Here is a 26,236-nt window from a genome sequence, read left to right on the forward strand (position 1 = left end):
GGGGCCGGTGACGCAGGCCACAGGCAAACAGCCCCGGGCACTTAGCTCGGTCGATAAACGCGCACATTGGCATGCCCCTCACTGAGCAAATGGTGGGCATGCAGGCGACTCATCACGCCTTTGTCGCAATACAGCAGGTACTGGCGAGTAGGGTCCAGTTCCTTGAAACGAGCGTTCAATGCATAAAACGGCATCGTCTGTACCTCAATGCCAGCCAGTTCCAGCGGTTCGTCTTCAGCGGCATCCGGGTGACGGATATCGATGATAATCTGGCCCGCCAGAGCGTCGCTGACTTCTTCGATCTGCAAGTCCTGGCCCAATTCGTCGATCACGCGATCGATCGGCACCAGTTTGGCGTTCTCGAGCGCACGCTCGAGGACTGCCATGTCGAACTGTTGTTCTTCGTACTCCACGCGGTTGCGCTTGGCGTGGGTCTTGGGGTTCACCGAGATGACCCCGCAGTATTCCGGCATGTGCTTGGCGAAGTCGGCGGTGCCGATTTCGTTGGCCAGGTCGATGATGTCCTGCTTGTGACTGGCGATCAGCGGGCGCAAGACCAGCTTCTCGGTCACACAGTCGATCAACGACAGGTTCGGCAACGTCTGGCTCGAAACCTGGGAGATCGCCTCACCGGTGACCAGCGCATCGATATCGAGCCGATCGGCAATCTTCGACGCAGCGCGCAACATCATACGCTTCAAAACTACGCCCATATGACTGTTATCGACTTTCCCGAGAATTTCTCCCAGGACTTCTTCGAACGGCACACTGACAAATAACACGCGCTGGGAGCTGCCGTACTTCTTCCAGATGAAGTGCGCGACTTCCATGACGCCCAGTTCATGGGCCCTGCCGCCCAGGTTAAAGAAGCAGAAATGGCTCATCAGGCCACGGCGCATGATCTGGTAGGCGGCGACTGTCGAGTCAAAGCCACCGGACATCAATACAAGCGTCTGTTCCAGCGCCCCCAGCGGATAACCGCCGATGCTGTTGTGCTGGCTGTGGATCACATACAACCGTTGGTCGCGAATTTCGATGCGAACTTCGATTTCCGGCTCTTTCAGGGAAATCCCGGCGGCGCCGCACTGACGACGCAGCTGGCTGCCGACGTATTTCTCCACGTCCATGGACGTGAAAGTGTGGTGGCCGCCGCGCTTGCAGCGCACCGAAAAGATCTTCCCGGCCAGTGCATCGCCGTAGTGCTGCTTGCACTTGGCCACGATGTCGTCGAAATCACCCAGCGGGTATTCATCGACCTGCAGGAAATGCGCGATGCCCGGCATGCAGCTCAGGCGCTCGGTCATCTCCTTCAGGGCCTTGGGCTCAGTGACGCGGGTTTCCAGCTCGAGGTTGTCCCACACACCGTTCACCACCACAGCCGGGTCCAGATCGCGGAGCACGGCACGGATGTTCTTGGCCAATTGGCGGATGAAACGCATCCGTACCGGGCGGCTCTTGATGGTGATCTCGGGGAAGACTTTTACGATTAGTTTCATGAAAACAGCGCGCGCTGGGCCAGCCGAAAAAGGGGGGCGCGGATTATAGCGGAAATTGCTCAAGGTTTAACCAGTTAATATGCAGAAGGTTTCGCGCGCACCAAAACGGGTCATTTGTCGAAATAGACGCTACATTACGGGGCAGTAATTTCAGCTTTGCGGCGCAATGCACCTCTATAAGCGTGATATTGGGGCAAAAAACCCATGGTGGGGCACTGGCATGCAATTTGCTCCCTTGTGAGGCAGGTTGCCTTGGCAGAGTATTCGCGCCGGCATCACCCACATTCTAAGGGCATCCACTACTAAGCCCGAAGCCACCCGGAGGACACTATGTCGAAGTCGGTTCAACTCATCAAAGATCATGACGTCAAGTGGATTGATCTGCGCTTCACGGACACCAAAGGCACTCAGCACCACGTGACCATGCCGGCTCGCGACGCGCTGGATGACGCTTTCTTCGAAGAAGGCAAAATGTTCGACGGTTCCTCCATTGCTGGCTGGAAAGGCATCGAAGCCTCCGACATGATCCTGATGCCGGACGACAGCACCGCTGTCCTCGACCCGTTCACCGAAGAGCCGACCCTGATTCTGGTTTGCGACGTGATCGAGCCTTCGACCATGCAAGGCTACGACCGTGACCCACGTGCGATCGCCAAGCGTGCCGAGGAATACCTGAAGTCCACCGGTATCGGCGACACCGTATTTGTTGGTCCGGAGCCAGAGTTCTTCATCTTCGACCAGGTCAAGTTCAAGTCCGACATCTCCGGTTCGATGTTCAAAATCTACTCCGAACAAGGTTCGTGGATGTCCGACCAGGACGTGGAAGGCGGCAACCGCGGCCACCGTCCAGGCGTCAAAGGTGGCTACTTCCCGGTTCCGCCGTTCGACCACGACCACGAAATCCGTACCTCCATGTGCAACGCCATGGAAGAAATGGGCCTGACCATCGAAGTTCACCACCACGAAGTGGCAACTGCCGGTCAGAACGAAATCGGTGTGAAGTTCAACACCCTGGTTGCCAAGGCTGACGAAGTTCAGACCCTGAAGTACTGCGTACACAACGTGGCTGATGCCTACGGCCGTACCGCGACCTTCATGCCTAAGCCTCTGTACGGCGATAACGGTTCGGGTATGCACGTTCACCTGTCCATCGCCAAAGATGGCAAGAACACCTTCGCTGGCGAAGGCTATGCCGGCCTGTCCGACACCGCCCTGTACTTCATCGGCGGCATCATCAAGCACGGTAAAGCACTGAACGGCTTCACCAACCCTTCGACCAACTCCTACAAGCGTCTGGTCCCAGGTTTCGAAGCACCAGTGATGCTGGCCTACTCGGCTCGCAACCGTTCCGCTTCGATCCGTATTCCTTACGTGTCCAGCCCTCGCGCTCGCCGTATCGAAGCTCGCTTCCCGGATCCGGCAGCCAACCCGTACCTGGGCTTCGCTGCACTGTTGATGGCTGGCCTGGACGGCATCCAGAACAAGATCCACCCTGGCGACGCCGCTGACAAAAACCTGTACGACCTGCCGCCTGAAGAGGCGAAAGAGATCCCACAAGTTTGCGGCAGCCTGAAAGAAGCCCTGGAAGAGCTGGACAAAGGTCGCGCGTTCCTGACCAAGGGCGGCGTGTTCTCCGACGATTTCATCGACGCTTACATCGCTCTGAAAAGCGAAGAAGAAATCAAGGTCCGCACCTTCGTACACCCACTGGAATATGAGCTGTACTACAGCTGCTGATCCGGTAGCGCTGCGCTACGCGGCGTGACAAAAAGAGGCCTCCTTCGGGAGGCCTTTTTTGTGGGCGCTCGTTTACCTGATCGCCCTGTTGGTGATCGTTCCCACGCTCCGCGTGGGAATGCAGCCCGTGACGCTCCGCGTCACTGGACGCGGAGCGTCCCTTGAGGCATTCCCACGCAGAGCGTGGGAACGATCAAAAAAATCATCGCCAAATGTTTACAACTTGGGTCTATCGCCAGCCCTGACCTATGCTGCAACCCAACGCCTTCGCTTGCGGTCAATTTTATGGGTCGTGGTTTTCTCCTGATGTTGCTGTTGATCGCCCTGCCCGCCGCAGCGCAGATCTATAAGTACACCGACGCCAATGGCAACACCGCCTACAGCAATCAGCCGCCCGATGGCGTCAAGGCGCGTCCGGTGGAGTTGCCGCCGCTCAACAGTGTCGCGCCCTCGACGCCACCCGCTCCTCCTGCCGAAGCCAACAGCCGCGAACAACCCCGCAACGCCTACGAGGTGCTGGAACTGACCGGCCTGCCCACCACCGAAGCCCTGCGCGCCAACAACGGCACCTTCACCGTCAGCGTGCTGATCAAGCCGCGCCTGCAAGGCCCACATCTGTTCCGGCTGTTGCTGGACGAGCAACCTTACGGCCAGCCGAGCAACGTGCCGATCCTGCAACTGGTGAACATTGATCGCGGCGAACACAGCCTCGCAGTCCAGGTGATCAACGGGGAAAGTGTCGTCCAGCAAAGCCCCAGCTTGACCTTCACCGTGCAACGGGTGCACAAGCCTTGAAGGGCTGGCTGCTGATCGCCTGCCTGATTGCATTTCCGGCGATGGCCGACGTCTATACCTACGTCGACGCCCAGGGTAATCGGGTTTTTACCGATCAACCACGTCCCGGCAACGCCAAGCGGGTGCCGTTGGCCACCAGCAATCGCATGTCTGCCAACCCGACCGGTGCCGCGCCGCTGGTTGCCGCGAGCAAACCCGAAGAACAACCCCTGTTCCACTACGACATGCTCCGCGTATTGGTGCCGGAACCGGACGCCACGATCCGCAGCAGTGCCGGCGAGGTGATCGTCAGCGTTACCAGCGAACCCGGCCTGCAACGTGGCCATCGCTACCGTTTGTTACTCGACGGCCAGCCCACGGCCGAGCCAGGCCTCAGTCCAGTGTTCGCGTTGAGTAATATCGATCGCGGCAGTCATAACTTGTCGGTGGAAATCCTCGACGAACTGGGCCGCACCGTCGAGCGCACGGCCAATCAGCCGTTCCACATGCTGCGCATCTCGCTGGCGCAGAAGCGCCAGGTCAAGCCTTGCACCCTCACCGACTACGGCCAACGGCCGGAATGTCCGCTCAAAGACAAACCTCCCGAAGAAAAAAATCCCTTCCTGAAGTTCTTCTAACCTCGTTCAGCTTTGCGCACTATATTGGTGCAAACGGTTGCACCGCTCCCACATCAAAACCCATTTTGGTTCGAAAGTACCCGCGAAAGCTGGCAGAACGCCACGCGATCGAGCGCTAAACGCCCGTTTCAGGCCTCAAACGCTTCTTTTCGGAGCTTTGGTTTGGTTTTTGCATTTTCCTCGCATCAGCGCTCATTTCGTGGGCGCCCCTCGCTCCAAAAGAGGTCCGGATGACCATTAGCGACGCACTGCATCGGCTACTACTCGACAACCTGACCACCGCCACCATCCTGCTCGATGCCGAACTGCGCCTTGAGTACATGAACCCGGCGGCGGAGATGCTGCTGGCCATCAGCGGCCAGCGCAGCCATGGGCAGTTCATCAGTGAGTTGTTCACCGAATCCACCGAAGCGCTGAATTCCCTGCGCCAAGCGGTCGAGCAGGCGCACCCGTTCACCAAGCGCGAAGCGATGCTCACCGCCCTCACCGGCCAGACCCTGACTGTCGATTACGCGGTCACGCCGATCCTGAGCAATGGCGACACCCTGCTGCTGCTGGAAGTGCACCCCCGTGATCGCTTGCTGCGGATCACCAAGGAAGAGGCGCAGTTGTCGAAGCAGGAAACCAGCAAGATGCTGGTGCGCGGCCTCGCTCACGAAATCAAAAACCCGCTGGGCGGGATTCGCGGCGCGGCGCAGTTGCTCGCCCGCGAACTGCCGGAAGAAAGCCTGCGCGACTACACCAACGTCATCATCGAAGAAGCCGACCGCCTGCGAAACCTCGTGGACCGGATGCTCGGCTCCAACAAGCTGCCGTCCCTGGCCATGTGCAACATCCACGAAGTGCTGGAGCGGGTCAGCCAGTTGGTCGAGGCCGAAAGCCAGGGCTGCATCACCTTGGTGCGCGACTACGACCCAAGCATTCCCGACGTATTGATCGACCGTGAACAAATGATTCAGGCCGTCCTGAACATCGTGCGCAACGCGATGCAAGCCATCAGCAGCCAGAACGAGCTGCGCCTGGGCCGCATCAGTTTGCGCACCCGCGCCATGCGCCAGTTCACCATCGGCCACGTGCGCCATCGCCTGGTGACCAAGATCGAGATCATCGACAACGGTCCCGGCATTCCTGCGGATTTGCAGGAAACCATCTTCTTTCCCATGGTCAGCGGCCGCCCGGACGGTACCGGGCTGGGCCTGGCCATTACCCAGAACATCATCAGCCAGCACCAGGGCCTGATCGAGTGTGACAGCCACCCAGGCCACACCACGTTCTCGATCTTTCTGCCACTGGAACAAGGAGCCACATCGACATGAGCCGTAGTGAAACCGTGTGGATCGTCGATGACGACCGTTCTATCCGTTGGGTCCTGGAAAAGGCCTTGCAACAAGAAGGCATGACCACGCAAAGCTTCGACAGCGCCGATGGCGTGATGAGCCGTCTGGCGCGCCAGCAGCCGGACGTGATCATCTCCGACATCCGCATGCCGGGTGCCAGTGGCCTGGACCTCTTGGCGCGGATTCGCGAACAACACCCACGGCTGCCGGTCATCATCATGACCGCCCACTCCGACCTCGACAGCGCAGTCGCCTCGTATCAGGGCGGCGCGTTCGAATACCTGCCAAAACCTTTTGACGTCGACGAAGCGGTGTCCCTGGTCAAGCGCGCCAACCAGCACGCCCAGGAACAACAAGGTCTGGAAGTCCCGGTCGCGCTGACCCGCACCCCGGAAATCATCGGTGAAGCGCCGGCGATGCAGGAAGTGTTTCGCGCCATCGGGCGCTTGAGCCACTCCAACATCACCGTGCTGATCAACGGCGAGTCCGGCACCGGTAAAGAACTGGTGGCCCACGCCCTGCACCGTCACAGCCCAAGGGCGGCGTCGCCGTTTATCGCGTTGAACATGGCGGCGATCCCCAAAGACTTGATGGAATCCGAGCTGTTCGGCCATGAGAAAGGCGCGTTCACCGGCGCGGCCAATTTGCGTCGCGGGCGTTTCGAGCAGGCGGACGGCGGCACGCTGTTCCTCGATGAAATCGGCGACATGCCGGCGGACACCCAGACCCGTTTACTGCGGGTGTTGGCGGACGGCGAGTTCTATCGTGTCGGCGGCCATACGCCGGTGAAGGTCGATGTGCGGATCATCGCCGCGACCCACCAGAACCTGGAAACCCTGGTCCACGCCGGGAAATTCCGTGAAGACTTGTTCCACCGCCTCAATGTGATCCGCATTCACATCCCACGGCTGTCGGACCGTCGCGAAGACATCCCGACCCTGGCCAAGCACTTCCTCAGCCGCGCTGCGCAAGAACTCGCGGTGGAGCCGAAGCTGCTGAAAAGCGAAACCGAGGAATACCTGAAGAACCTGCCGTGGGGCGGCAACGTGCGTCAGTTGGAGAACACCTGCCGCTGGATCACGGTGATGGCTTCGGGTCGCGAAGTGCACATCAGCGACCTGCCGCCGGAACTGCTGAACCTGCCGCAGGATTCGGCGCCGGTGACCAACTGGGAGCAAGCGCTGCGCCAGTGGGCTGATCAGGCGTTGGCTCGCGGCCAGTCGAGCCTGCTCGACAGCGCCGTGCCGGCGTTCGAGCGGATCATGATCGAAACCGCCCTCAAACACACCGCCGGCCGCCGCCGCGATGCCGCGGTTTTGCTGGGTTGGGGGCGTAACACCCTGACCCGCAAGATCAAGGAATTGGGGATGAAGGTTGATGGTGGGGATGATGATGAGGGGGAAGAGGGCTAGTTACGACTGATCGTTCCCACGCTCCGCGTGGGAATGCCTCAACGGACGCTCCGCGTTCGGCTCTGGATGGGACGCGGAGCGTCCCGGGCTGCATTCCCACGCAGAGCGTGGGAACGATCAATGACATTGGCGTACCTCCTGTAGGAGCGAGGCTTGCCCGCGAAGGGGCCGGCACATCCAACATCAATATCGACTGACCCACCGCATTCGCGAGCAAGCCCGCTCCCACATTTCCAGAGCTCCATGCACCGCACCAATGCACGATGACCCGCAATCGCGCACAGCCACTCTCCTCAAATCCCATCGTTAATCGCTAGAAAACCCACCCAACAAAAACACAAAAGCCCCGAATAACGGGGCCTCCAGCGCATCAACTCAACTTTCTGTTTCAACTTGTGAAAACCTGGCACGCCCCCTGCAATAGTCCATTCAGTGATTCAGTTCACTACCCGGTTTCGGGGACCTTGGTACAGGCAGGCCGGGGATTCCCCTCTTTACATCGGGCTCACACCGCACTGGCGACGAGCCCAACCCGTTTTGGGGCCCTTGATACAGGCAGGTCAGGGGTTCCTTCTTTACACCGGGACTTGCACGCAATGCGCGAGTCCCTGCCGTTTTGGGAACCTTGGTACAGGCAGGCCGGGGATTCCCTCTTTTATTGCTCCCGGAGATGGATCTCCAGCCGCCAGCGGTCGTCGACCTCGCTACCGGCCCACTCGCCCAGCAGTGGCCGGGCCGCCACCACCGTCAGCAACAATCCCCCATCACTCAAACGCACACGCCAGTTCACGTCTTTGCCGTTGACCTTGAGCTGACCTTTCTGCGCCTTGCCTTCAGCCTCAAACAGCAACGCAACGCTGCCGTCCACCACCTCGCCATGGGTCTTGGGTTCGTTGTTGAACCACACCACCAGCCCATCGCTGGTGACCTCGACCTGCTGCAATTCGCTGGGGTCCGGGGTGGTCAGGCGGCCGATCATCAACCCGACCATCACCCCGACAATCGCCAGCGAACCGATCACCCGCGGGAATAGTTTCGAACGGTTGTCCACGGGCGGCGTAGAATGCCGCTCATCTTTACCTTCGGAGCCGTGCATGTTTCACGTCATCCTCTTTCAACCAGAAATTCCGCCGAATACCGGCAACGTTATCAGGCTGTGCGCCAACAGTGGCTGTCACCTGCACTTGATCGAACCGCTGGGCTTCGAGATGGACGACAAGCGCCTGCGCCGGGCCGGCCTCGATTACCACGAGTACGCCACCCTGCAACGCCACGCCGACCTCGCCAGTTGCCTGGAAAGCCTCGGCCATCCACGGCTGTTCGCGTTCACCACCAAAGGTTCGCGGCCGTTTCACGATGCCAGCTTCGCCGAGGGCGACGCCTTCCTGTTCGGCCCGGAAAGCCGTGGCCTGCCCGCCGAAGTGCTCGACGCCCTGCCCAGCGAACAACGCCTGCGCCTGCCAATGCGCGAAGGCTGCCGCAGCCTGAACCTGTCGAACACCGTGGCGGTCGCCGTCTACGAGGGCTGGCGCCAACTCGGCTTCAAGTAACCCCGCACCTGGTCGCCTGATCGTTCCCACGCTCCGCGTGGGAATGCATCCCGGGACGCTCCGCGTCCCAAAGCGGACGCAGAGCGTCCAATGAGGCATTCCCACGCAGAGCGTGGGAACGATCATTGCGTCGACCCGCAGCCGTTTCATCCCGCCCATGAAAAAAGCGCCTGTTATGGCGCTTTTTTCGTTACTGCATCGGACGCTTATTGCACAGTCGGGGTTTCGCCAGCCGCTTGCATGCGTTGCAGCTCTTGCGCGTACAGCGCATCGAAGTTCACCGGAGCCAGCATCAGGGCCGGGAACGAACCACGGGTCACCAGGCTGTCCAGGGTTTCGCGAGCGTACGGGAACAGGATGTTCGGGCAGAACGCGCCGAGAGTGTGGCTCATCGAAGCGTCGTCCAGGTTCTTGATCAGGAAGATCCCGGCCTGTTGCACTTCAGCGATGAACGCCACTTCTTCACCGTTTTTCACGGTCACGGACAAGGTCAGCACGACTTCGTGGAAGTCGCCTTCCAGGGCCTTTTGACGGGTGTTCAGATCCAGACCGACGCTCGGTTCCCACTGCTGGCGGAAGATCGCCGGGCTTTTCGGGGCTTCGAAGGACAAGTCACGTACGTAGATGCGCTGCAAGGAGAATTGCGGTGCGGTTTCTTCTTCGCTAGCTGCAGTGTTCTGTTGGTCAGTCATCTCAGATCCTTTCTGATCTTTGGTCTTTTAGGGTTTGCTGTTCTTGGTTTTCTATCAAGTACGGCAGTCAATCAAGCCTTGAGCATCGCGTCGAGCTTGCCGGCGCGCTCAAGCGCAAACAAATCATCACAGCCACCGATGTGGCGCTCACCGATCCAGATCTGCGGCACGGACGTTCGCCCGGCCTTCTGGGCCATGGCGGCGCGCACCTGCGGCTTGCCATCGACCTTGATCTCTTCGAAGGCCACGCCTTTGTTCTCGAGCAGGTACTTGGCTCGCGAGCAGTAAGGGCAGTAATCGCTGGAATAGACGACGACGTTGCTCATATCACTTCACCAACGGCAGGTTGTCGCCCTTCCAGCTGGAAATCCCGCCGGAGAGCTTGGCGGCGGTGTAGCCGGACTTCATCAGTTCGCGAGCGTGAGTGCCGGCAGTCTGGCCTTGGGCATCAACCAGGATGATGGTCTTGGCCTTGTGCTTTTCCAGTTCGCCGACGCGAGCGGTCAACTTGTCGTGAGGAATGTTCAACGCGCCAACGATATGGCCAGCGGCGAAATCCTTGGTCGAACGAATGTCGATCACCACGCCTGCGTCCTTGTTGACCAGCCCGGTCAGCTCGCCAGTGCTCAGGCTGCGACCGCCGCCCTTCATTTCATGGGCGATCAGCAGAGCCAGCAGAACAACGAAAATACCGGCCAGCAAATAGTGGGTGGTGGCAAATGCAATCAGGTGATCAAGCATTTAAGGTGGTTCCAGGGCGTTAAAAGTGGGCCAGTATACACAGCCCCTAGGGTGGGCCAAACCCCGTCCGGCGGTGACGGCGCAGGAACTTCGCTTTAAACTGCCACTCCCTTTTTAATCGCCCTCTTTTTAACTCAGCCACGAGTGGAATCCATGACTACCACGCCTAAACCTTTGGTCCTGATCATTCTCGATGGCTTCGGTCACAGTGAGAGCCACGAAGCCAACGCCGTGTACTCGGCCAAGAAGCCTGTGCTGGACCGTCTGACCGCTACCGTGCCAAACGGCCTGATCTCGGGCAGCGGCATGGACGTCGGCCTGCCGGACGGCCAGATGGGCAACTCCGAAGTCGGCCACATGAACCTCGGCGCCGGCCGCGTGGTGTATCAGGACTTCACCCGCGTGACCAAATCGATCCGCGACGGCGAGTTTTTCGAAAACCCGACCATCTGCGCCGCTGTAGATAAAGCCGTGGCGGCGGGCAAAGCCGTGCACTTCATGGGCCTGCTGTCCGATGGCGGCGTGCACAGCCACCAGGATCATCTGGTTGCCATGGCCGAACTGGCCTTCAAGCGCGGCGCCGAGAAAATCTACCTGCACGCCTTCCTCGACGGTCGCGACACGCCGCCTAAAAGCGCCCAGTCCTCCATTGAACTGCTGGACGCGACCTTCCAGGCCCTGGGCAAAGGCCGGATCGCCAGCATTGTTGGCCGTTACTTCGCCATGGACCGCGACAACCGTTGGGACCGCGTGGCCCAGGCTTACAACCTGATTGTCGACGGCAAGGGCGAATTCAACGCCGCCACCGCTCAGGAAGGCCTGCAAGCCGCTTATGAGCGTGGCGAGAGCGACGAATTCGTCAAAGCCACTTCCATCGGTGAGCCGGTGAAAGTCGAAGATGGCGATGCCGTGGTGTTCATGAACTTCCGCGCCGACCGCGCCCGCGAACTGACCCGCGTGTTCGTCGAAGACGGTTTCAAGGAGTTCGAACGGGCTCGCCAGCCGAAACTGGGCGGTTTCGTCATGCTGACCCAATACGCCGCCAGCATTCCCGCGCCTTCGGCCTTCGCCGCCGGCAGCCTGGAAAACGTGCTGGGCGATTACCTGGCGAAAAACGGCAAGACTCAGCTGCGCATCGCTGAAACCGAGAAGTACGCACACGTGACCTTCTTCTTCTCCGGCGGTCGCGAAGAACCGTTCCCGGGCGAAGAACGCATCCTGATCCCGTCGCCAAAAGTCGCCACCTATGACTTGCAGCCTGAGATGAGCGCCCCGGAAGTCACCGACCGGATCGTCGATGCCATCGAAAACCAGCGTTTTGATGTGATCGTCGTCAACTACGCCAACGGCGACATGGTCGGCCACAGCGGCAACCTTGAAGCCGCGATCAAAGCCGTGGAATGCCTGGACCTGTGCGTCGGCCGCATCGCCGATGCGCTGGAAAAAGTCGGCGGCGAAGCGCTGATCACTGCCGACCACGGCAACTGCGAAAAAATGTCCGACGAAGAAACCCACCAGGCGCATACCGCTCACACGACTGAGCCGGTACCGTTCATCTATGTGGGCAAGCGTGACTTCAAGGTGCGCGATGGCGGCGTATTGGCGGATGTGGCGCCGACCATGCTGATGTTGATGGGCCTGGAAATACCTAAAGAAATGACCGGGACTTCGATTCTGGTCTGATCGGCTCTTTCAAACACCGCTAAACCCTGTAGGAGCGAGCCTGCTCGCGAAGAGGGAGTGTCAGTCGATATCTATGTTGACTGACACTCCGCTTTCGCGAGCAGGCTCGCTCCCACATTGGTTTTCAGCGTTTTTCGGGCCAGTTATCACACAGTCCCAATTGGGCATTTTTTTTGCGGCGCTTGGCGGGCATACTAGGCCGTCCCTTTCCCTGGTATCACCCGCCTCTATGCTTCGCGTCCTGATAGCCCTCGCTCTGACTTGCCTGCTCCAACCGGCCTTTGCTGACGAGCGCGCGCAAACCCAACAACAGTTGGACGCCACGCGTCAGGACATTGCCGAGCTGAAAAAACTGCTGGGCAAGCTGCAGGAAGAAAAATCCGGTGTGCAAAAGGATCTCAAAGGCACCGAGACCGAGATGGGCAAGCTCGAGAAGCAGGTCGATGCCCTGCAAAAAGAGCTGAAGAAAAGCGAATCCGAGCTGCAGCGACTCGATGGTGAGAAAAAAAAACTCCAGAGCGCGCGCATTGAACAGCAACGACTGATCGCCATCCAGGCCCGCGCGGCCTATCAGAATGGCCGTCAGGAGTACCTCAAGCTGCTGCTCAACCAGCAAAACCCGGAAAAATTCGCCCGCACCCTCACCTATTACGACTACCTGAGCCAGGCCCGCCTGGAGCAGCTGAAGAATTTCAACGAAACCCTGCGCCAACTGGCCAACGTCGAAAAAGACATTTCCATGCAACAGGCGCAGTTGCTGGTGCAGAAAAGCAGTCTCGACAGCCAGCGTGACGAACTCGACAAAGTCCGTCAGGAGCGCCAGAAAGTCCTGGCCAAGCTCAACGACGACGTAAAGGCTCGCGATCAGAAGCTCGCCACCCGCGAGCAGGATCAGGCAGATCTGTCTAAAGTCCTTAAAACCATCGAAGAAACCCTGGCCCGCCAGGCTCGTGAGGCAGAAGAAGCGCGGCAAAAAGCGCTCATTGCCCAGCAGGAAGCCGAAAAAAAGCGTTTACGTGAGGCTCAGGAACAGGCCGACGCCAACACTGATGCCCCACGCAAACCCGCTAAATCGACACCTGGCGCGCTGGTTTCCAGTTCAGGCGAGACCTTTGGCGGCGCATTTGCTTCAGCACGCGGCAAACTTCCATGGCCGGTTGATGGTCGACTGTTGGCGCGCTTCGGCGAAAGCCGCGGCGACGATGCCCGGACCAAGTGGGACGGCGTGATGATCAGCGCCTCCGCGGGCAGTCAGGTGCATGCCGTTCATGGCGGGCGCGTGGTGTTTGCCGATTGGTTGCGCGGCGCAGGGCTGTTGGTGATTCTGGACCACGGCAACGGTTTTTTGAGTCTTTACGGTCACAACCAGACGCTGCTCAAGTCTGCGGGTGACGTGGTTAAAGCCGGTGAGTCCATCTCCACTGTCGGTAACAGTGGCGGACAGGACACACCAGCGCTGTATTTTGCAATTCGTCAGCAGGGTCACCCGAGTGATCCGGCGCAATGGTGCCGCGCGCAAGGATAAGCACGCGACCTAATTCAGGAGTTCGTTCGACATGCTGCATTTGTCCCGCCTTACCTCGCTGGCCCTGACGATCGCCCTGGTGATCGGCGCGCCTTTGGCGTTTGCCGCTCAGCCTGCTCCGGCGGCTGCGCCAGCTCCTGCACCTGCGGGCACCGCTGCAACCACCAAGGCGCCACTGCCCCTGGAAGAGTTGCGCACCTTTGCCGAGGTCATGGACCGGATCAAAGCCGCCTATGTCGAACCCGTGGACGACAAGACCCTGCTGGAAAATGCCATCAAGGGCATGCTCAGCAATCTCGATCCGCACTCCGCCTACCTGGGCCCGGAAGACTTCGCTGAGTTGCAGGAAAGCACCAGCGGCGAATTCGGCGGCCTGGGCATCGAAGTCGGCGCCGAAGACGGTTTTATCAAAGTGGTTTCGCCCATCGATGACACCCCGGCCTCCAAGGCAGGCATCCAGGCTGGCGACTTCATCGTCAAGATCAACGGCGCACCGACACGCGGCCAGAGCATGACCGAAGCCGTGGACAAGATGCGCGGCAAGATCGGCCAGAAAATCACCCTGACCCTGGTCCGCGACGGCGGCACACCCTTCGACGTCGTGCTGACCCGCGCCACCATCCAGGTGAAGAGCGTCAAGGCTCAGTTGCTGGAATCCGGCTACGGCTACATCCGCATCACCCAGTTCCAGGTCAAGACCGGCGAAGAGGTTTCCAAAGCCCTGGCCAAGTTGCGCAAGGACAACGGCAAGAAGCTCAACGGCATCATCCTCGACCTGCGTAACAACCCGGGCGGCGTGCTGCAAGCGGCGGTGGAAGTGGTCGACCACTTCATCACCAAGGGCCTGATCGTCTACACCAAGGGCCGCATCGCCAACTCCGAATTGCGCTTCTCCGCCACTGGCAAGGACGAAAGCGAAGCCGTGCCGATGGTCGCACTGATCAACGGCGGCAGCGCCTCGGCTTCGGAAATCGTCGCCGGCGCCTTGCAGGATCAGAAACGCGCAGTCGTCATGGGCACCACCAGTTTCGGCAAAGGCTCGGTACAAACCGTGCTGCCGCTGAACAACGACCGCGCCCTGAAGATCACCACCGCGCTGTACTTCACACCGAACGGTCGCTCGATCCAGGCCCAGGGCATCGTGCCGGACATCGAAGTACGCAAGGCCAAGATCACCAACGAACAGGACGGCGAGTACTTCAAGGAAGCCGATCTGCAAGGTCACCTGGGCAATGGCAACGGCGGCGCCGACAAGCCGACGTCCAGCAGCAAGGCCAAGGCCATGCCGCAGGATGACGACTATCAATTGGCCCAGGCCCTGAGCCTGCTCAAAGGGCTGAGCATCACCTCCGGTCGCTGAGATGCGCCTGCGGTTCATCCTCGGTTTGTTGTGCTGTCTGGTGGGTGCTGCGCATGCGGAGCCCGCCAAGACCACACACAACAAGGCTTACCTGACACTGATCATCGATGACCTGGGGCAAAACCTGCCCCGGGATCGTCGCGTGCTCGCCCTGCCCGGCCCGGTGACGACGGCGATCATGCCCGACACACCCCACGCCGCCGAATTCGCCCGCGAAGCCCATCGCGCCGGCAAGATCGTCATCCTGCACATGCCTATGGACCCGGCCACCGGCCCGTTCGCCTGGCACCCCGACTTGCCTATCGAAGAACTGCAAAAACGCCTCGACGCCGCGTTCAAGGCTGTGCCGTACACCGCCGGTATCAACAACCACATGGGCAGCCGCATGACCGCCCAACAACCGGCCATGGCCTGGCTGATGGCGGACTTGCAACGTCGGCATAAATTCTTCGTCGACAGCCGCACCAGTGCGCAAACCGTCGGGGCGGCGGAGGCACAGAAGATTGGGTTGGCGAGCGTTTCGCGGGATGTGTTTCTGGATGACGAGCGCACGGAAGCCGCGATCTTCACTCAGTTGCAGACAGCGATAAACCTGGCGCACAAGCAGGGTTCAGCGGTGATGATCGGGCACCCGTATCCGCAAACGCTGGCGGTGCTGGAGCGTGAACTGCCGAAGTTGAAGGCTCAGGGGATTGACTGGATCGACATCAAAATGATGATCAGCGTGCGCAGCAATCGGGCGACGGCTGCGCATGGCAAGGATGGCGTGTATCGCTGAGACACGATCGTTCCCACGCTCTGCGTGGGAATGCAGCCATGGACGCTCCGCGTCCACTGTGACGCAGAGCGTCACGGGAGGCGTTACCACGCGGGAGCGTGGGAACGATCAGCGAATAGTCAGAGATACTTCGCCATGATGTCGTCAACCACGCCTTCCTTGCGCATCTGATCCAGCGCTGCCTGAAGCTTGCTGACAATTGCATCCGGCACGTCTTTATTCAGGGCCAGGTACAACTCGGCGCTGTTGAAGCGCAGCACTGTCTTGAGTCCGGTCACGCCATCCTGACGGGCCAGATAACGCCCCGCCGGATCGCCAGTCGCCCACAAATCTATCTGTCCGCTGACCAACTTCCTGGCGTTGTCCTGATCGCGCAGCACGACAATCGGATTCAACCCTTGCTTGGCCAGGGTTTCGGCAATCGCATCACCCTTGTAGGCGCCGATCTTGTACTTGCGCGCCTGTTCCAGCGTCTCGAGGGTGATCTTGCTGTCCGCCTTGGCCAGCATGATCCAGTCATCCGGACCGATCGGGCCGACCCACTTGAAGAGCTTCTCGCGATCCGGCAGCCGCGCCATCACAAACACGCCATAACCGGGTTTCTCCAAAGCGAGTTTGTAGATTCGCTCCCATGGGAAACGCAGGGTCAGGCTGTAGGTGATGTCGGTGCGCTTGAACATCTCGCGGACGATGTCCACGGCGATGCCATTGATGTTCTCGTCTTGAGCGAAGTTTTTGCCGTTCTTTGCCATGTTGTATGGCGGGAAGTTTTCCGTCAGCAGCACCAAGTCAGTGGCGGGACTTTCTTCGGCGCGGGCTGCGTTGATCAGCAACAGAGAAGCGCTGGCGAGGACAAGAAGAAAACGTTTGAGCATGTCGGGCTACCGGAATCCATGGCGTGCCCAAGAGTGCCCTGAGCCCGCCATGCTGTCCACTGGCCTGTATCGGTTTGTTTAGCGCATCACGATGCCGCGATGAGCCATGTAGGCCTTGGCTTCCTGCACGGTGTATTCGCCGAAGTGGAAAATACTCGCCGCCAGCACCGCGCTGGCGTGGCCTTCGATAATCCCGTCAGCCAGATGTTGCAGGTTGCCGACACCGCCCGAGGCGATCACTGGAATGCCCAAGGCATCGCTGATCGCACGGGTGACGCCCAGGTCGAAGCCGTTTTTCATGCCGTCCTGGTCCATGCTGGTCAGCAGGATTTCACCGGCGCCCAGGCCTTCCATCTTCTTCGCCCATTCAACGGCGTCGAGGCCGGTCGGCTTGCGGCCACCGTGGGTGAAGATTTCCCAGCGCGGGGTTTCGCCCGGCCCGGAGACTTTCTTCGCGTCGATGGCGACGACGATGCATTGCGAGCCGAAATGCTGCGCCGCTTCGCCGACGAACTCTGGATTGAACACGGCGGCGGTGTTGATCGAGACCTTGTCCGCGCCGGCATTCAGCAAATTGCGAATGTCCTGCACGGTGCGCACGCCACCGCCGACGGTCAGCGGGATGAACACCTGGCTGGCCATGCGCTCGACGGTGTGCAGCGTGGTGTCGCGACCATCGACGCTGGCGGTGATGTCGAGGAAGGTAATCTCGTCGGCGCCTTGCTCGTCGTAGCGACGGGCGATTTCCACCGGGTCACCGGCGTCGCGGATGTTCTCGAACTTCACACCTTTGACGACCCGGCCGTTATCCACGTCCAGGCAAGGGATGATGCGTTTGGCTAACGCCATGGGCTTAATCTCCGATTAAGAGTTGCAAGCTTGGAGCTTCAAGCTGCAAGAAAGAGCAGATCACTGCCGCGCTCTAACTTGCAGCTCGCAGCTTGCAACTTGAAGCTGCTTTATCTGGCCGCGTAGCCATCACAAAAGGCTTGGGCTTCTGCAACATCTAGCGTGCCCTCATAAATCGCGCGGCCTGTGATTGCGCCGATGATGCCCGGCGCCTTGGCGTCGAGCAGCGACTTGATGTCACCGAGGTTGTGAATACCGCCAGAAGCAATGACCGGAATGCGCGTGGCAGCGGCCAGCGCGGCGGTGAACGGAACGTTGCAGCCCTGCATCATGCCGTCTTTGGCGATGTCGGTATAAACGATCGCGGACACGCCATCGGCTTCGAATTGCTTGGCCAGGTCGATGACCTGAATGGTGCTGATTTCAGCCCAGCCGTCGGTGGCGACGAAACCGTCTTTAGCATCGAGACCGACAATCACTTTGCCCGGGAATGCGCGGCAAGCTTCAGCGACGAAGGCAGGGTCTTTCACGGCTTTAGTGCCGATGATCACGTAGCTCACGCCCGCTTTCACGTAGTGCTCGATGGTTTCCAGGGAACGGATACCGCCGCCGATCTGGATCGGCAGGTTCGGGTAGCGCTTGGCAATCGCGGTGACCACTTCGCCGTTGACTGGCTGGCCTTCGAACGCGCCGTTCAGGTCGACCAGATGCAGACGACGGCAACCGCCCTCCACCCACTTGGCAGCCATGCTCACCGGGTCATCGGAGAACACCGTGGAATCTTCCATGCGGCCCTGGCGCAGACGAACACAGGCGCCGTCTTTAAGATCGATAGCGGGAATAATTAGCATGCTTTTCCTTCGTCAAAGAGCTGCAAGCTGCAAGCCATAAGCTGCAAGCGCGCACGCGTGTCTACTTCTTGCAGCTTGCAGCTTGAAGCTTGCCGCTGCCCTAATTCTTCTCAAGCGCCCACAGGTCGCTTTCGATGCTTTCGAACCTTTCTTTAAGGTGCGTCTGCACATCGAAAATCGCTCTGTTGTAATAGTGCGGCGCAATTTCGCGGGTAAACAGCTCAAGGATTTCCGCCGCTTCGAACGAACCCAGGTCCAGTTCGAAGCGATCTTCCATGAACCGCTTGATCTTGTGATTGGCCTCGCTCTCCTGTTCGGGAGTGAGGGTCAGGATCGGCGGTTTGGATTTCTTGACGGCCATTTACCAGCGACCATCCCACGCGGCGAAGTTCTGCAGCAATTGCAGGCCATGGGTATGGCTCTTCTCCGGGTGGAACTGCACGGCGAAACGCGAGCCATCGGCCAGCGCCGCGGCGAAATCGACACCGTAGTGACCGCCACCCACCACTTGCCGCGCATTGCCGGCAGCGATGTAGTAGCTGTGCACAAAGTAGAAACGCGCCAGGTCCGGAATGTTGTGCCACAGCGGGTGATCCACCGTCTGCTTCACTTCATTCCAGCCCATGTGCGGGACTTTCAGGTGTTCGCCGTCTTCATGCAGGTCTTTGCCGAAGAACTTCACCGCGCCCGGGAACAGGCCGATGCAGTCCACGCCGTCGTTCTCTTCACTGCTGTCGAGCAAGGCTTGCATGCCGACGCAGATACCGAGGAACGGACGGTCCTGGCTGACTTCACGCACCAGCGAATCGAAGCCCAGGCGACGGATCTCCGCCATGCAATCGCGAATTGCACCGACCCCGGGGAAAACCACCCGGTCGGCTTCGCGAATCACATCGGCATCGCTGGTGATCAAGACCTTGCCGGCACCCACGTGCTCGAGGGCCTTGGCCACCGAGTGCAGGTTGCCCATGCCGTAATCGATAACCGCGACCGTCTGCATTACAGAACGCCCTTGGTCGATGGCATTTGCCCGGCCATGCGGTCATCCAGCTCTACCGCCATGCGCAATGCACGGCCGAACGCCTTGAACACGGTTTCGATCTGGTGGTGGGTGTTGGTGCCGCGCAGGTTGTCGATGTGCAGGCTGACGAGCGCATGGTTGACGAAGCCCTGGAAGAATTCCTGGAACAGATCAACGTCGAAGCCGCCCACGGTGGCGCGGGTGTAGGGAACGTGCATCTGCAGGCCAGGACGGCCGGAGAAGTCGATCACCACGCGCGACAGCGCTTCATCGAGCGGCACGTAGGCATGGCCGTAACGACGGATGCCTTTCTTGTCGCCGATGGCTTTGGCAAAGGCTTGACCCAAAGTGATACCGACGTCTTCCACCGTGTGGTGGTCGTCGATATGCAGGTCGCCCTTGCTGACAATATCCAGGTCGATCAGCCCGTGACGGGCGATCTGGTCCAGCATGTGCTCAAGAAAAGGAACACCGATATCAAATCGGGCCTTTCCGGTGCCATCCAGGTTGATCGAGGCTTTGATCTGGGTTTCCAGAGTGTCGCGCTCGACTGACGCCTTACGTTCGGCCATCACCAGCTCCGCAAAATCATTGGGCGAAAAAGGCAGCCATTATAGGGGCGCGGGGCCGAAACAGAAACACGAGAGGTGATATGGCTGACGGATAGAACGCCCGGCTGTCGCGGGTAGACATGTCCATACAAGCGGATTTGCGGACGCCTCAAACAAATGTGGGAGCGAGCCTGCTCGCGAAGAGGCCTTCACATTCAACATTTCTGTCGACTGTCAGACCGCATTCGCGAGCAGGCTCGCTCCCACAGGGGTAGTGCGCTTGCTTAACTTAGTGGAACAGAACCGCCGTTTTCTGCAAGGTCACCCACACACCCCATGCCAACGGAATCCCCACCACCAGCCACGCAGCAATCGCCAACGGCTTGCTGCCCGGCGCGGCTTTCCACTCCAGCACGGTGCTGCTGTCAGCACCTTTGTCGTGGCCCAGCGCCTGTTCGGCGGCCAGTTCAGCGTCGGTCATGAAGTATTTGTCGGCCACCGGACGCACCAGCAGGTTGCACAGGAAGCCCAGCACCAGCAGGCCCGCGAGGATGTACAGCGTGATGTCGTAAGCGGCGGCACGTTCAACGCCGATGCTCAGTTGATACTCACGCAGGTAGTTCACCAACACCGGACCCAACACGCCCGCCGCCGCCCACGCCGTCAACAGACGACCATGGATCGCGCCGACCATTTGCGTACCAAACAGGTCAGCCAGGTAAGCCGGCACGGTCGCAAAACCACCGCCGTACATCGACAGGATGATGCAGAACGCCGCCACGAACAGCGCCACGTTGCCCAGGTGACCTAGGTTCGGGATCAACGCGTACAGGGCGAAGCCCAGGGCAAAGAACACGAAATAGGTGTTTTTACGACCCAGGTAATCGGAGAACGAAGCCCAGAAGAACCGGCCACCGATGTTGAACAGGCTCAGCAAACCGGTGAAACCGGCCGCAATCGCTGCGATCGAAGCCAGTTGCCCGGCGTCCAGCTTGCCGAATGGCAGGTCAACACCGATCAATTTACCGCCGAACACTTCCTGCAACAGTGGCGAAGCCATGCCGAGGATGCCGATACCAGCGGATACGTTCAGGCACAGCACCAGCCATACCAGACGGAATTGCGGGGTTTTCCAAGCGACGTTCACGTGAACGTGGCGATGAGTGATCATCGCGTTCGCCACTTTCTTCGCCGGAGCGGTCCAGCCCTCAGGCTTCCAGCCGGTTGGCGGAACGCGGTAGGACAGTGCGCCACCGATCATGAACACGAAGTAGATCGCGGCCATCACCAGGAAGCTCTGCCATACGCCCACGCCGGTCGGCGAAGCGAAGTGGCTCATCAAGGCTGCGGCCAGCGGAGCACCGACCATCGCGCCACCACCGAAACCCATGATCGCCATGCCCGTCGCCATGCCGCGCTTGTCCGGGAACCACTTGATCAGGGTCGAGACCGGCGAGATGTAACCCAGGCCCAGGCCGATACCGCCAATGACCCCGGAGCCGATCCACATCAGCCAGATCTGGTGGGTATAAATCCCCAGCGCCGAAATCAGCAGGCCACCGCACCAGCACAGTGCCGATACCACACCGGCCTTGCGCGGCCCGGCGTGTTCCAGCCAGCCGCCCCAGATCGCTGCCGAACAGCCGAGGAAGATGAAGAACAGGGTGTAGATCCAGCCGAGCATCGAGATCGGCCAGTCGCATTGGGACGAGAAGATTTGCGAGATGAAACTCATGTCCGGCGCGCAAGCCACCGGAGCGGTGACGCCCAGGGCCTTGGACAGCGGCAACCAGAACACCGAGAAGCCGTAGGCCATGCCGATGCAAAGGTGAATGGCCAACGCGGCCGGTGGTACCAGCCAACGGTTGAAACCGGGCTTGGCGATGATGCGTTCCTTGGACAGGAACGCGGGCTGGGCGGCTATGACGCCGTCCGCCGTGATGCTCGTGCTCATTGTGTATCCCCCAATTATTAGTATGGTTCGCCAGCCACTCCTCACCCTCAGCCTTTATGCACGCAGACATGACCTTTTTTTCGAGTGAAACCCATTTGGCGTGACATTAAGTCGCAGAAGGACGGACGAACCTGCAGAGGTTACCATTTGCTCGTGACAGAAAAACCAAACTGACATCACCTTTTGTATGTCATGTGATCTCTTTCTTTTGTAGGAGCTGCCGAAGGCTGCGATCTTTTGATTTTTTTGTAACCGAAGAAAGATCAAAAGATCGCAGCCTTCGGCAGCTCCTACAGGTCGATATCTATACCCATCTGACAGGAACCGCCATGCCGATCATTGTCGAGCCGCTGAACGAAGCCTCTTACCAGGATCAGCAAGATCTGCAAAAGATCTATCGCGACGCGCCGGATTGGCTGTTTGCGCCATTTGCCGGTGAAGTGCAGTTGATTGAGGGATGCCTGCGGGACGGCTCGCTGATCGCCGGGCGCTTCAATGATCGACTGCTGGGCGCAGGGCGTCTGCAGCGACAACAGGACGTCTGGCACTTGTCTCAAATTTGCGTGCGAAAAATTACCCGTCGCCGTGGGGTGGCGGAACGTCTGGTGAGCGAAGCGCAGAAAATGGCGTTGCAATCGGGCGCGATATTACGGTTGCTGGCGCCTGCCGGGCACCTGGAAGCCCAGGCACTGGCGGCGAAACTGAACGTGCCGCTGGATGTGCTGCCCATATGAACTGACCGGTCATCAGTTTCGGAGCGCTATACTCCCCGGCTAAATTTTGAATTCGACTAACTACAAGGACTCGCCCATGAAAGCGTTCGGCAAAATCCTGGGTCTGGTACTTCTCGGGCTGTTGCTGATCATTGTGGCGCTGGGCTTTGCCCTGACCCACCTCTTCGATCCCAACGACTATAAAGACGAGATTCGCCAGATTGCCCGCGACAAGGCCCACATCGAGCTGACGCTCAATGGCGACATCGGGTGGAGCCTGTTCCCGTGGCTGGGCCTGGAATTGCACGAAGCCAGTGTCGCGACCCTGGTCAAACCCACCGAACCGTTCGCTGACCTGCAGATGCTCGGCCTGTCGGTGCGCGTGCTGCCGCTGCTGCGCCGCGAAGTGCAGATGAGCGACGTACGCGTCGAAGGCCTGAACCTGCGCCTGAATCGCGACAAGGATGGCCACGGCAACTGGGAAGACATCGGCAAGATCCCGGCACCGGCCAATACGGACGCGACCCCGCCTGCGGTTCCCGCCGGCGAACCTGCACCCGAAGCCCCTGTCGTCGCGGAAAAACCACCGCAACCCATCCGTCTGGACATCGACAGCCTGACCGTGAACAACGCGCGGGTTGAATACAACGATGAAAAAACCGGCAAGAGCTACACCGCCGAAAGCATCCAGATGAGCACCGGTGCGGTTCACGACTCGACCAATATTCCGCTCAAGCTCACCGCATTCCTGTCCTCCAACCAGCCTGCACTGCGAGTGCGTACCGAGCTGAACGGTGAGTTACGCATTGCCCGCGCGCTCCAGCGCTACCAATTCGAAGACATGAAACTGTCGGGCGAAGTGACCGGTGATCCGTTGCAAGGCAAGGCCATGACCTTTGCCGCCCAAGGCCAGTTACTGCTGGATAAAGCAGCAAACGTCGCCGAATGGACCGGCATCAAGATCTCCGCCAACCAGTTGCGCGCTCTGGGTGAACTGAAGGTCAACGACCTCGACAAGACACCGCAAATCAACGGTGGCCTGTCGATTGCCCAGTTTGATTTGGCCAAATTCGTCGACAGCATCGGCCAGAAACTCCCGGCCATGGCCGAGGGTAGCCTGAGTAAAGTCGAGCTGGTCAGCCGTCTGGCCGGCACGCCGACCAGCCTGTCCTTCGATAACATCAACCTGAAGGTCGACGACAGCACCTTCAGCGGCCGTATCGCCGTCGAAGACTTTGCCAAACAATCGCTGCGGGCAATCCTCAAGGCTGACACGTTCAACGTCGACCGTTACCTGCCGCCCAAATCCGCCGAAGCCAACAGCGCCACGCAAGTGCGTCAGGCCGAAGTGGCCAGCACCGAAGCCGACGCCATGGCCGGTGCGGGCAGCACGCCGTTGCCGGAATCACCGACCAAAGGCGCGTGGAGCTCCGAGCGCCTGTTGCCGGTGGAGCGTCTGGCCAAACTCGACGTGGACGCCGACCTGACCTTCGGCCAGTTGACCCTCGACAAACTGCCGATCCAAAACGCAGCGCTCAAGGCTAACGGCCAGGGCGGCCTGCTGACCCTGGAAAACCTGCGCGGTGACTTGTACAACGGCAACTTCGAAGCCAAGGGCACGCTGGATGTGCGTCAGCAGGTACCAGCGCTGAGCATGCAAACCCGCATCACCAAGGTGCCGGTGGAAAAAATTCTCGAAAGCCAGGGCAAGAACCCTCCAGTCAAAGGCCTGGTGACGCTCACCAGTGCGCTGACCGGCAGCGGCAACAGCCAGAAAGCGCTGATCGAGACCCTCAACGGCAACGCCAGTTTTGTCATCAACAACGGCGTGCTGCTCAACGCCAACCTTGAGCAACAACTGTGCAAAGGCATCGCCACCCTGAACCGCAAAACTCTCAGCGGCGAACCGCGGGGCAAGGACACGCCGTTCCAGGAGCTCAAGGGCAACCTGACGTTCCGCAACGGCGTGGCGAGCAATCCTGACATGAAAGTGCGCATCCCGGGCATGACCGTCAATGGTGACGGCGACGTCGATCTGCGCGTGCTGGGCATGGACTATCGCGTCGGCATCATCGTTGAAGGCGACACCAGCGCGCTGCCTGATCCGGCCTGCCAGGTTGGCGAGAAATACGTCGGCATCGAGTGGCCGCTGCGCTGCCGTGGCCCGCTGGAACTGGGCGCCAAGGCGTGCCGCGTGGACAACGAGCGCATGGGCCAGGTCGCCGCCAAACTGGCCGGAGAAAAGCTCAGTGACAAAATCGACGAGAAGCTCGGCGACAAAGTCAGCCCGGAACTGAAAAACGCATTGAAGGGGCTGTTCAAGCGATGAGAGCCGAGCAGTTTTCATCGGCGGTGCTGGATTGGTACGACCGCCACGGCCGCCACGATTTGCCCTGGCAACAGGGCATCACCCCGTATCGGGTGTGGGTCTCGGAAATCATGTTGCAGCAGACCCAGGTCAGCACCGTGCTGAATTACTTCGACCGGTTCATGGCTTCGCAGCCGACGGTCGAAGCCCTGGCCGCCGCGCCGGAAGACGAAGTGCTGCACCTGTGGACAGGCCTGGGTTACTACACCCGTGCGCGCAATTTGCAGAAGACCGCGAAAATCGTCGTCGCTGAACACGGCGGCGAGTTTCCCCGGGATGTGGAAAAACTGGTGGAGTTGCCAGGCATCGGTTTGTCCACGGCCGGCGCCATCGCCAGCCTGAGCATGGGCCTGCGCGCACCGATCCTCGATGGCAACGTCAAACGGGTGCTGGCGCGCTTTACCGCGCAAGAGGGTTATCCGGGCGAGCCGAAGGTCGCCAAACAGCTCTGGGCGAACGCTGAACGCTTTACGCCCCATGATCGGGTCAACGCCTACACCCAAGCGATGATGGATCTGGGCGCCACGCTCTGCACCCGCAGCAAACCGAGTTGCCTGCTCTGCCCACTGGAAAAGGGCTGCGAAGCGCACATGCTTGGCCTGGAAACCCGCTACCCGATCCCCAAGCCGCGCAAAGCCGTACCGCAGAAGCGCACGTTGATGCCAATGCTCGCCAACGGCGAAGGCGCGATTCTGCTTTACCGTCGACCTTCCACGGGTTTGTGGGGCGGTCTGTGGAGCTTGCCGGAACTCGACGACCTCGACGACCTGCAACACCTGGCCACCCAGCACTCACTGGAACTGGGCAGCCAACAAGCGCTGCCGAGCCTGGTGCACACCTTCAGCCATTTTCAGTTGTCCATCGAACCCTGGCTGGTCCAGGTCCAGGAGGCCGGCCATCACGTGGCCGAGGCCGACTGGCTCTGGTATAACCTCGCCACCCCGCCGCGCCTGGGCCTTGCCGCCCCGGTCAAAACCTTGCTCGAACGCGCGGCCGCCGTATTGAACGCAGGAGAGTCGTCATGACCCGCACCATCATGTGCCGCAAGTACAAAGAAGAATTACCCGCCCTGGCCCACGCGCCGTTCCCGGGCGCCAAAGGTCAGGACATTCTTGACCACGTCTCGGCCAAGGCCTGGGCCGACTGGCAGAAACACCAGACCCTGCTGATCAACGAAAAACGCCTGAACATGATGAACGCCGAAGACCGCAAATATCTTCAGGGCGAGATGGACAAGTTCTTTTCCGGCGAGGAATACGCCCAGGCTGAAGGCTACGTTCCGCCAGCTGAATAATCCCGATTTTTCAGGGGTCGGAACGTAAGCGACGGTA

At 59.9% G+C, this 26,236-nt stretch carries 26 protein-coding genes; 14 read left to right on the top strand and 12 right to left on the bottom strand.

The window, feature by feature from the left end; genetic code table 11:
• Positions 1–41 precede the first annotated feature (41 nt).
• The gene (gene thiI / locus BK667_RS01675; protein WP_123511187.1) at positions 42–1,496 is read right to left on the bottom strand and encodes a tRNA uracil 4-sulfurtransferase ThiI; all 1,455 of its coding nucleotides are present in this window, start codon (positions 1,494–1,496) and stop codon (positions 42–44) included.
• A gap of 330 nt (positions 1,497–1,826) precedes the next feature.
• Here thiI and glnA point away from each other — a divergent pair, with 330 nt between their 5' ends.
• The 5 genes from glnA (at position 1,827) to ntrC (ending at position 7,394) form a co-directional block, all read left to right on the top strand.
• Entirely contained in the window at positions 1,827–3,233 is a 1,407-nt protein-coding gene (gene glnA, locus BK667_RS01685; RefSeq protein WP_123402596.1) for a glutamate--ammonia ligase, read from the top strand.
• Positions 3,234–3,518: 285 nt separating this feature from the next.
• Entirely contained in the window at positions 3,519–4,028 is a 510-nt protein-coding gene (locus tag BK667_RS01690; protein ID WP_123596626.1) for a DUF4124 domain-containing protein, read from the top strand.
• Positions 4,025–4,645: a DUF4124 domain-containing protein gene (locus BK667_RS01695; RefSeq protein WP_123596627.1), complete on the top strand. Its 621-nt coding sequence runs from the start codon at positions 4,025–4,027 to the stop codon at positions 4,643–4,645. Before BK667_RS01690 ends, BK667_RS01695 begins: the two co-directional genes overlap by 4 nt.
• Before the next feature lie 230 nt (positions 4,646–4,875).
• The gene (gene glnL / locus BK667_RS01700) at positions 4,876–5,961 is read left to right on the top strand and encodes a nitrogen regulation protein NR(II) (protein WP_123402599.1); all 1,086 of its coding nucleotides are present in this window, start codon (positions 4,876–4,878) and stop codon (positions 5,959–5,961) included.
• Positions 5,958–7,394: a nitrogen regulation protein NR(I) gene (gene ntrC, locus BK667_RS01705; RefSeq protein ID WP_054055303.1), complete on the top strand. Its 1,437-nt coding sequence runs from the start codon at positions 5,958–5,960 to the stop codon at positions 7,392–7,394. Before glnL ends, ntrC begins: the two co-directional genes overlap by 4 nt.
• Before the next feature lie 655 nt (positions 7,395–8,049).
• Here ntrC and BK667_RS34130 read toward each other — a convergent pair.
• Entirely contained in the window at positions 8,050–8,490 is a 441-nt protein-coding gene (locus tag BK667_RS34130) for a hypothetical protein (protein ID WP_259697819.1), read from the bottom strand.
• On the opposite strand from BK667_RS34130, the gene BK667_RS01720 reads away from it, so the two are divergent.
• On the top strand, positions 8,489–8,944 hold the full coding sequence (locus tag BK667_RS01720) for a tRNA (cytidine(34)-2'-O)-methyltransferase (RefSeq protein WP_008068783.1): 456 nt from the start codon (positions 8,489–8,491) through the stop codon (positions 8,942–8,944). The two genes, BK667_RS34130 and BK667_RS01720, sit on opposite strands and share 2 nt — an antisense overlap.
• A 206-nt stretch (positions 8,945–9,150) precedes the next feature.
• Here the strand turns inward: BK667_RS01720 and secB are convergent, their stop codons facing one another.
• The 3 genes from secB to BK667_RS01735 form a co-directional block, all read right to left on the bottom strand.
• Positions 9,151–9,636 carry a protein-export chaperone SecB gene (gene secB, locus BK667_RS01725; protein ID WP_007897410.1) on the bottom strand — a complete coding sequence of 162 codons (486 nt, stop codon included), beginning with the start codon at positions 9,634–9,636 and terminating at the stop codon, positions 9,151–9,153.
• A gap of 71 nt (positions 9,637–9,707) precedes the next feature.
• Positions 9,708–9,962: a glutaredoxin 3 gene (gene grxC, locus BK667_RS01730; protein ID WP_010464569.1), complete on the bottom strand. Its 255-nt coding sequence runs from the start codon at positions 9,960–9,962 to the stop codon at positions 9,708–9,710.
• A gap of 1 nt (position 9,963) precedes the next feature.
• Entirely contained in the window at positions 9,964–10,377 is a 414-nt protein-coding gene (locus BK667_RS01735; protein WP_123511197.1) for a rhodanese-like domain-containing protein, read from the bottom strand.
• 153 nt (positions 10,378–10,530) lie between these two features.
• Between BK667_RS01735 and gpmI the strand changes: the two genes are divergently transcribed.
• From gpmI to BK667_RS01755, 4 genes are all read left to right on the top strand, one after another.
• Positions 10,531–12,060 carry a 2,3-bisphosphoglycerate-independent phosphoglycerate mutase gene (gene gpmI, locus BK667_RS01740; protein ID WP_123596628.1) on the top strand — a complete coding sequence of 510 codons (1,530 nt, stop codon included), beginning with the start codon at positions 10,531–10,533 and terminating at the stop codon, positions 12,058–12,060.
• Between the two features lie 229 nt (positions 12,061–12,289).
• Entirely contained in the window at positions 12,290–13,585 is a 1,296-nt protein-coding gene (locus BK667_RS01745; RefSeq protein ID WP_123511201.1) for a murein hydrolase activator EnvC family protein, read from the top strand.
• Positions 13,586–13,616: 31 nt separating this feature from the next.
• Positions 13,617–14,945, top strand: coding sequence for a S41 family peptidase (locus BK667_RS01750; protein WP_123511203.1), 1,329 nt, complete (start codon positions 13,617–13,619; stop codon positions 14,943–14,945).
• A 1-nt stretch (position 14,946) separates the two neighbouring features.
• Positions 14,947–15,723: a divergent polysaccharide deacetylase family protein gene (locus BK667_RS01755; protein ID WP_123596629.1), complete on the top strand. Its 777-nt coding sequence runs from the start codon at positions 14,947–14,949 to the stop codon at positions 15,721–15,723.
• A gap of 119 nt (positions 15,724–15,842) precedes the next feature.
• Here BK667_RS01755 and BK667_RS01765 read toward each other — a convergent pair whose 3' ends face one another.
• From BK667_RS01765 to BK667_RS01795, 7 genes are all read right to left on the bottom strand, one after another.
• Entirely contained in the window at positions 15,843–16,598 is a 756-nt protein-coding gene (locus tag BK667_RS01765; protein ID WP_123596630.1) for a substrate-binding periplasmic protein, read from the bottom strand.
• A gap of 78 nt (positions 16,599–16,676) precedes the next feature.
• A complete protein-coding gene (gene hisF / locus BK667_RS01770; protein WP_007972752.1) occupies positions 16,677–17,447 on the bottom strand; it encodes an imidazole glycerol phosphate synthase subunit HisF in 771 nt (256 codons plus the stop codon).
• A gap of 110 nt (positions 17,448–17,557) precedes the next feature.
• Positions 17,558–18,298: a 1-(5-phosphoribosyl)-5-[(5-phosphoribosylamino)methylideneamino]imidazole-4-carboxamide isomerase gene (hisA, locus tag BK667_RS01775; protein ID WP_123596631.1), complete on the bottom strand. Its 741-nt coding sequence runs from the start codon at positions 18,296–18,298 to the stop codon at positions 17,558–17,560.
• Between the two features lie 100 nt (positions 18,299–18,398).
• Positions 18,399–18,659, bottom strand: coding sequence for a DUF2164 domain-containing protein (locus tag BK667_RS01780; protein WP_007939450.1), 261 nt, complete (start codon positions 18,657–18,659; stop codon positions 18,399–18,401).
• Positions 18,660–19,298 (bottom strand): imidazole glycerol phosphate synthase subunit HisH, encoded by a 639-nt coding sequence (gene hisH / locus BK667_RS01785; RefSeq protein WP_123511214.1) that lies wholly within the window; start codon positions 19,296–19,298, stop codon positions 18,660–18,662.
• The gene (hisB, locus tag BK667_RS01790; RefSeq protein WP_003218037.1) at positions 19,298–19,891 is read right to left on the bottom strand and encodes an imidazoleglycerol-phosphate dehydratase HisB; all 594 of its coding nucleotides are present in this window, start codon (positions 19,889–19,891) and stop codon (positions 19,298–19,300) included. The genes hisH and hisB overlap by 1 nt, the downstream gene beginning before the upstream one ends.
• Before the next feature lie 268 nt (positions 19,892–20,159).
• Positions 20,160–21,824 carry an OFA family MFS transporter gene (locus BK667_RS01795; protein ID WP_123511216.1) on the bottom strand — a complete coding sequence of 555 codons (1,665 nt, stop codon included), beginning with the start codon at positions 21,822–21,824 and terminating at the stop codon, positions 20,160–20,162.
• 329 nt (positions 21,825–22,153) lie between these two features.
• Here BK667_RS01795 and BK667_RS01800 point away from each other — a divergent pair, with 329 nt between their 5' ends.
• The 4 genes from BK667_RS01800 (at position 22,154) to BK667_RS01815 (ending at position 26,199) form a co-directional block, all read left to right on the top strand.
• The gene (locus BK667_RS01800; protein ID WP_123596632.1) at positions 22,154–22,558 is read left to right on the top strand and encodes an acetyl-CoA sensor PanZ family protein; all 405 of its coding nucleotides are present in this window, start codon (positions 22,154–22,156) and stop codon (positions 22,556–22,558) included.
• Between the two features lie 76 nt (positions 22,559–22,634).
• Positions 22,635–24,866 carry an AsmA family protein gene (locus BK667_RS01805; RefSeq protein ID WP_123596633.1) on the top strand — a complete coding sequence of 744 codons (2,232 nt, stop codon included), beginning with the start codon at positions 22,635–22,637 and terminating at the stop codon, positions 24,864–24,866.
• On the top strand, positions 24,863–25,930 hold the full coding sequence (gene mutY / locus BK667_RS01810; RefSeq protein ID WP_123596634.1) for an A/G-specific adenine glycosylase: 1,068 nt from the start codon (positions 24,863–24,865) through the stop codon (positions 25,928–25,930). Before BK667_RS01805 ends, mutY begins: the two co-directional genes overlap by 4 nt.
• On the top strand, positions 25,927–26,199 hold the full coding sequence (locus BK667_RS01815) for an oxidative damage protection protein (RefSeq protein WP_123511225.1): 273 nt from the start codon (positions 25,927–25,929) through the stop codon (positions 26,197–26,199). The genes mutY and BK667_RS01815 overlap by 4 nt, the downstream gene beginning before the upstream one ends.
• The last annotated feature ends 37 nt before the right edge of the window (positions 26,200–26,236 follow it).

The organism is Pseudomonas frederiksbergensis, assembly GCF_003732705.1.
GTDB lineage: Bacteria > Pseudomonadota > Gammaproteobacteria > Pseudomonadales > Pseudomonadaceae > Aquipseudomonas > Aquipseudomonas frederiksbergensis_F.

Coding starts and splice junctions, on each gene's coding strand:
- thiI (WP_123511187.1), bottom strand. CDS start 1,496: ATGAAACTAATCGTAAAAGTCTTCCCCGAGATCACCATCAAGAGCCGC.
- glnA (WP_123402596.1), top strand. CDS start 1,827: ATGTCGAAGTCGGTTCAACTCATCAAAGATCATGACGTCAAGTGGATT.
- BK667_RS01690 (WP_123596626.1), top strand. CDS start 3,519: ATGGGTCGTGGTTTTCTCCTGATGTTGCTGTTGATCGCCCTGCCCGCC.
- glnL (WP_123402599.1), top strand. CDS start 4,876: ATGACCATTAGCGACGCACTGCATCGGCTACTACTCGACAACCTGACC.
- ntrC (WP_054055303.1), top strand. CDS start 5,958: ATGAGCCGTAGTGAAACCGTGTGGATCGTCGATGACGACCGTTCTATC.
- BK667_RS01720 (WP_008068783.1), top strand. CDS start 8,489: ATGTTTCACGTCATCCTCTTTCAACCAGAAATTCCGCCGAATACCGGC.
- BK667_RS34130 (WP_259697819.1), bottom strand. CDS start 8,490: ATGCACGGCTCCGAAGGTAAAGATGAGCGGCATTCTACGCCGCCCGTG.
- secB (WP_007897410.1), bottom strand. CDS start 9,636: ATGACTGACCAACAGAACACTGCAGCTAGCGAAGAAGAAACCGCACCG.
- grxC (WP_010464569.1), bottom strand. CDS start 9,962: ATGAGCAACGTCGTCGTCTATTCCAGCGATTACTGCCCTTACTGCTCG.
- BK667_RS01735 (WP_123511197.1), bottom strand. CDS start 10,377: ATGCTTGATCACCTGATTGCATTTGCCACCACCCACTATTTGCTGGCC.
- gpmI (WP_123596628.1), top strand. CDS start 10,531: ATGACTACCACGCCTAAACCTTTGGTCCTGATCATTCTCGATGGCTTC.
- BK667_RS01745 (WP_123511201.1), top strand. CDS start 12,290: ATGCTTCGCGTCCTGATAGCCCTCGCTCTGACTTGCCTGCTCCAACCG.
- BK667_RS01750 (WP_123511203.1), top strand. CDS start 13,617: ATGCTGCATTTGTCCCGCCTTACCTCGCTGGCCCTGACGATCGCCCTG.
- BK667_RS01755 (WP_123596629.1), top strand. CDS start 14,947: ATGCGCCTGCGGTTCATCCTCGGTTTGTTGTGCTGTCTGGTGGGTGCT.
- BK667_RS01765 (WP_123596630.1), bottom strand. CDS start 16,598: ATGCTCAAACGTTTTCTTCTTGTCCTCGCCAGCGCTTCTCTGTTGCTG.
- hisF (WP_007972752.1), bottom strand. CDS start 17,447: ATGGCGTTAGCCAAACGCATCATCCCTTGCCTGGACGTGGATAACGGC.
- hisA (WP_123596631.1), bottom strand. CDS start 18,298: ATGCTAATTATTCCCGCTATCGATCTTAAAGACGGCGCCTGTGTTCGT.
- BK667_RS01780 (WP_007939450.1), bottom strand. CDS start 18,659: ATGGCCGTCAAGAAATCCAAACCGCCGATCCTGACCCTCACTCCCGAA.
- hisH (WP_123511214.1), bottom strand. CDS start 19,298: ATGCAGACGGTCGCGGTTATCGATTACGGCATGGGCAACCTGCACTCG.
- hisB (WP_003218037.1), bottom strand. CDS start 19,891: ATGGCCGAACGTAAGGCGTCAGTCGAGCGCGACACTCTGGAAACCCAG.
- BK667_RS01795 (WP_123511216.1), bottom strand. CDS start 21,824: ATGAGCACGAGCATCACGGCGGACGGCGTCATAGCCGCCCAGCCCGCG.
- BK667_RS01800 (WP_123596632.1), top strand. CDS start 22,154: ATGCCGATCATTGTCGAGCCGCTGAACGAAGCCTCTTACCAGGATCAG.
- BK667_RS01805 (WP_123596633.1), top strand. CDS start 22,635: ATGAAAGCGTTCGGCAAAATCCTGGGTCTGGTACTTCTCGGGCTGTTG.
- mutY (WP_123596634.1), top strand. CDS start 24,863: ATGAGAGCCGAGCAGTTTTCATCGGCGGTGCTGGATTGGTACGACCGC.
- BK667_RS01815 (WP_123511225.1), top strand. CDS start 25,927: ATGACCCGCACCATCATGTGCCGCAAGTACAAAGAAGAATTACCCGCC.